Origin of the sequence: Paenibacillus darwinianus (genome assembly GCF_000598065.1) — a bacterium.
Taxonomy (GTDB): Bacteria; Bacillota; Bacilli; order Paenibacillales; family Paenibacillaceae; genus Paenibacillus_I; species Paenibacillus_I darwinianus.
Window position 1 is genome coordinate 18,735 of the sequence record NZ_KK082168.1, and the last position, 3,041, is coordinate 21,775.

A 3,041-nucleotide genomic window follows, 5' to 3' on the forward strand; every position below is an offset into this window, starting at 1 on the left:
GCCGCCGATACGGACGAAGCCGAGATGGAGCGTCTTGCCAAGGAGAGCGAGAAGGTGCGCGAGGCGATCGCGGGCAAGACGATACGCAAGGTTATCGTCGTCAAGGGCAAGCTGGTGAACATCGTCGCCAATTGACCGGCGGAGTAGGGGCTGCGGACTGCGGACTCCGGACTGCGGACTGCGGGCGGTTATGGATGACGGAGCCGGGCGTTACCTGTTTACGGTGAACGATTGGTCGACCTTTTCGAGATCCTCGCGGAACTTGGCATGCGTCGCATGGATAACGCGGTGAAAAACATCATCGAGCTCGACGCGCAGCAGCTTCAGCGCCTCGGCCGTGATGCCGCCGGGAACGGCTACGCGCTGCTGCAGCTCCTCGGGCGTCAGGCCTCCTTCTGTGAGCAGCAGGCCTGTGCCGAGCAGCATGTTGGCGGCGAGCCGGGAAGCCTCCTCGCGGTCGATGCCGGTTTCGTCGGCCGCCGCGTCGATGAACTGCTGCAGCACGAATGCCATGAACGCCGGACCGCAGCTCGACAGATCGGATACGACGCGCGTATACCGTTCCTCAATGCGCAGCGGTGAGCTGATGTAGGATAACAGCTCCTCCAGCGTTTGCATGTCTGCCGGTTCGATCCGGCTCCCGTAGATGCACAGGGTGGCGCCGCTCCATACACGATTCGTAATACTTGGAATGACCTTGGCGACTTTGCAGGGCAGCCATTCCTCAAGATGGGCCAGAAGCACTGGACTCGTGATCGATACGATCACTTGCTCCGGCTGCAAGCTGGCCCTTATTTCGTCGATAACGGTTTTGAATTCAAGCGGCTTGACGCACAGGAAGATCAGGTCGCAGCCGGCGACTGCCTCCGCGTTGGTACGGACGGCTTGCATACCGGGATAGCGGGCGGCAAGCCGCTCGGCCTTGGCATAGGTGCGGTTGGTAATTCTCGTTTGTTCCGGCACAAGCGCTCCGGAGCTGGCGAACGCTTCGACCAGTGTACTGCCCATACTGCCTGTTCCGATAAAACCGACATTCACCGGTATCCCTCCTCATAAAAATCCGAAATACGCTGCTCTGACTATATGAGTGGAACGGAAGTTGCCTTTACAGGAGGCATTTTTCACAAGATGAACGGGAGCTTTTCCCGCAAAAAGATCCCCCAGTGACATTTGGGCAGGTTTAGCGGGAGTTTTTCCAGTTCGCTCCTGCGGGTATCTGGGCTGTTGTGGGGGATCTGCGGTGATGCGAGGTGCTGCGCTGCGGCTGCACAATACTCAAGTATCGAGTGTGATTCAATCGTTCACTTATATAGCCTATGCGTATGCGCTCGTCTTGCGTACCGCGATGTCGAAAATAAGAGCGCTTTTTCGATATCGTTCTCCGTTGAGTGGAATAGAGAGGAGGATGCACATGACCCAAATTGTGAAAAGCCGTTGGCTGCTGATCGGGGGATTAGCGGCCATTGGGTCGGCACTGTTGTGGAATGCTCTGGGCGATTCAAGGGAGTCGGCGGTGCCGGCAGGCTGGAGTGCCGTCAATGAGCGTTTGGAAGCTTCCTTGCCGAAGCTGAAGGGGGAGGGTAGGGAGCCGGAGACGGAAGATGCGTCCGAAAAGACAAAGGGTGCGGAGAAGGCAGAAGGCGAGTCCGCTGGAGCCGCCGCCGCTGAAGCCGAAGCCGGAACGGAAACCGAAACCTCCGCTGCCGAGGCCGATTCGGGGCTTGTGGACCTGAACCGCGCGACCGCAGAGGAGCTCGACGCCTTGCCCGGCATCGGTCCGGCCAAAGCGCGGGCGGTGATCGATGATCGCGTCCGCAATGGGCCGTTCCGCACAGTCGGCGAATTGGCGCGGGTGAAAGGAATCGGGCCCAAGCTGCTCGACAAGATCCGGCAGCTCGTGACCGTCACCGGTAAAGCCCCTTGAGAGGCTCGTTGTAGACGGAGGCCATTTATGCGAGAATGGAAGAGATTGCGGTATCTGCTGACGTCCGAGCCCGGACCTGCTTCAAGACACCCTGGCTTCTCCAAACGGGTTTGTTCAAAACCTAGTGGGAGTGGTAATTATGTCAGAAGAACGCTCGTTCAGTCTTGAAACGTTTGCCGTCCATGGCGGGAAGGTCATCGATCCGACCACGGATGTCCGTCGGCACGGAGGGCATTGGCGATACTTGGGATGATCTGGATCAGGCATTGAAAGCAAGCCGGCAATAATATATAGTTGTAGACGGCCGGGCCTCAAGGCCTTCGTACATAGGAAAGGAAGTAAGGCGATATGGAAAGCCGGCAGGCGATACGCAAGGACTGGGACACTTATTTCATGGATATCGCATATATGGTCTCGACCCGGTCGCTTTGTTCGCGGCGGCATGTCGGAGCAGTGCTCGTTCAGGGTAAAAAGCTGCTTGGCACCGCCTACAACGGCGCGCCGATGGGAGTGCCCGATTGCTCGGAAGCGGGCTGCATGATCGCGGAGCAGTTCGAGGTTGAGATCGTCGACGGGCAGGAAATGATGGTGAAAAAAGAGCGCTGCATCCGCACGATTCATGCGGAGCAGAACCTGTTGCTGTTCACCGACCGAGCCGACCGTGAAGGCTCATCGGTCTATGTGACCGACCAGCCGTGCTGGACCTGCGCAAATATGCTTGCCAACAGCGGCGTTCGCGAGATTGTCTATCATCGGGCCTACCGTAAAGACAGCGACAAGGTGACGAGACTGATGGAGCAGAAGGGCGTTGTGTTTCGGGCGCTGGCCGCGTATGACCCTCCCGAACAGGCAATCGTCGCGGAGGGGTAGCAAGGGGACGGTGTAAACACAAGAAGTTCGTATGAAAGCGGGAGGAAGAACCTCTCTGCGCGGATAAGACGCGCGGGGAGGTTCTTTTTGCGCTTGTTCATGAGCGACATATGCGAAAGGGGGGATCGGCGATGAACCGGCGACCGTTGGCGGCTTTTACGATTTGTTGGGTCGCGGGCAGCGCCGCGGCCGCGTCGCTTGGCGGCAGGGGCGTGGCGCTTGCCGGCGCCGCCTTGGCCGCGTGGCT

At 58.8% G+C, this 3,041-nt stretch carries 3 protein-coding genes; 2 read left to right on the forward strand and 1 reads right to left on the reverse strand.

Translation table 11 applies throughout. The features are described from left to right. Positions 1 to 210: 210 nt before the first annotated feature. A complete protein-coding gene (gene comER / locus BG52_RS09485; RefSeq protein WP_036580902.1) occupies positions 211 to 1,038 on the reverse strand; it encodes a late competence protein ComER in 828 nt (275 codons plus the stop codon). Positions 1,039 to 1,411: 373 nt separating this feature from the next. Between comER and BG52_RS14880 the strand changes: the two genes are divergently transcribed. After that, positions 1,412 to 1,924, forward strand: coding sequence for a ComEA family DNA-binding protein (locus tag BG52_RS14880; protein WP_051587915.1), 513 nt, complete (start codon positions 1,412 to 1,414; stop codon positions 1,922 to 1,924). Between the two features lie 348 nt (positions 1,925 to 2,272). Next, on the forward strand, positions 2,273 to 2,794 hold the full coding sequence (locus BG52_RS09495) for a deoxycytidylate deaminase (protein ID WP_036580905.1): 522 nt from the start codon (positions 2,273 to 2,275) through the stop codon (positions 2,792 to 2,794). Positions 2,795 to 3,041: the final 247 nt, after the last annotated feature.

Excerpts from the sequence above, each read along its gene's own strand:
- BG52_RS09495 (WP_036580905.1), top strand. The coding sequence starts at position 2,273 with ATGGAAAGCCGGCAGGCGATACGCAAGGACTGGGACACTTATTTCATG.
- BG52_RS14880 (WP_051587915.1), top strand. The coding sequence starts at position 1,412 with ATGACCCAAATTGTGAAAAGCCGTTGGCTGCTGATCGGGGGATTAGCG.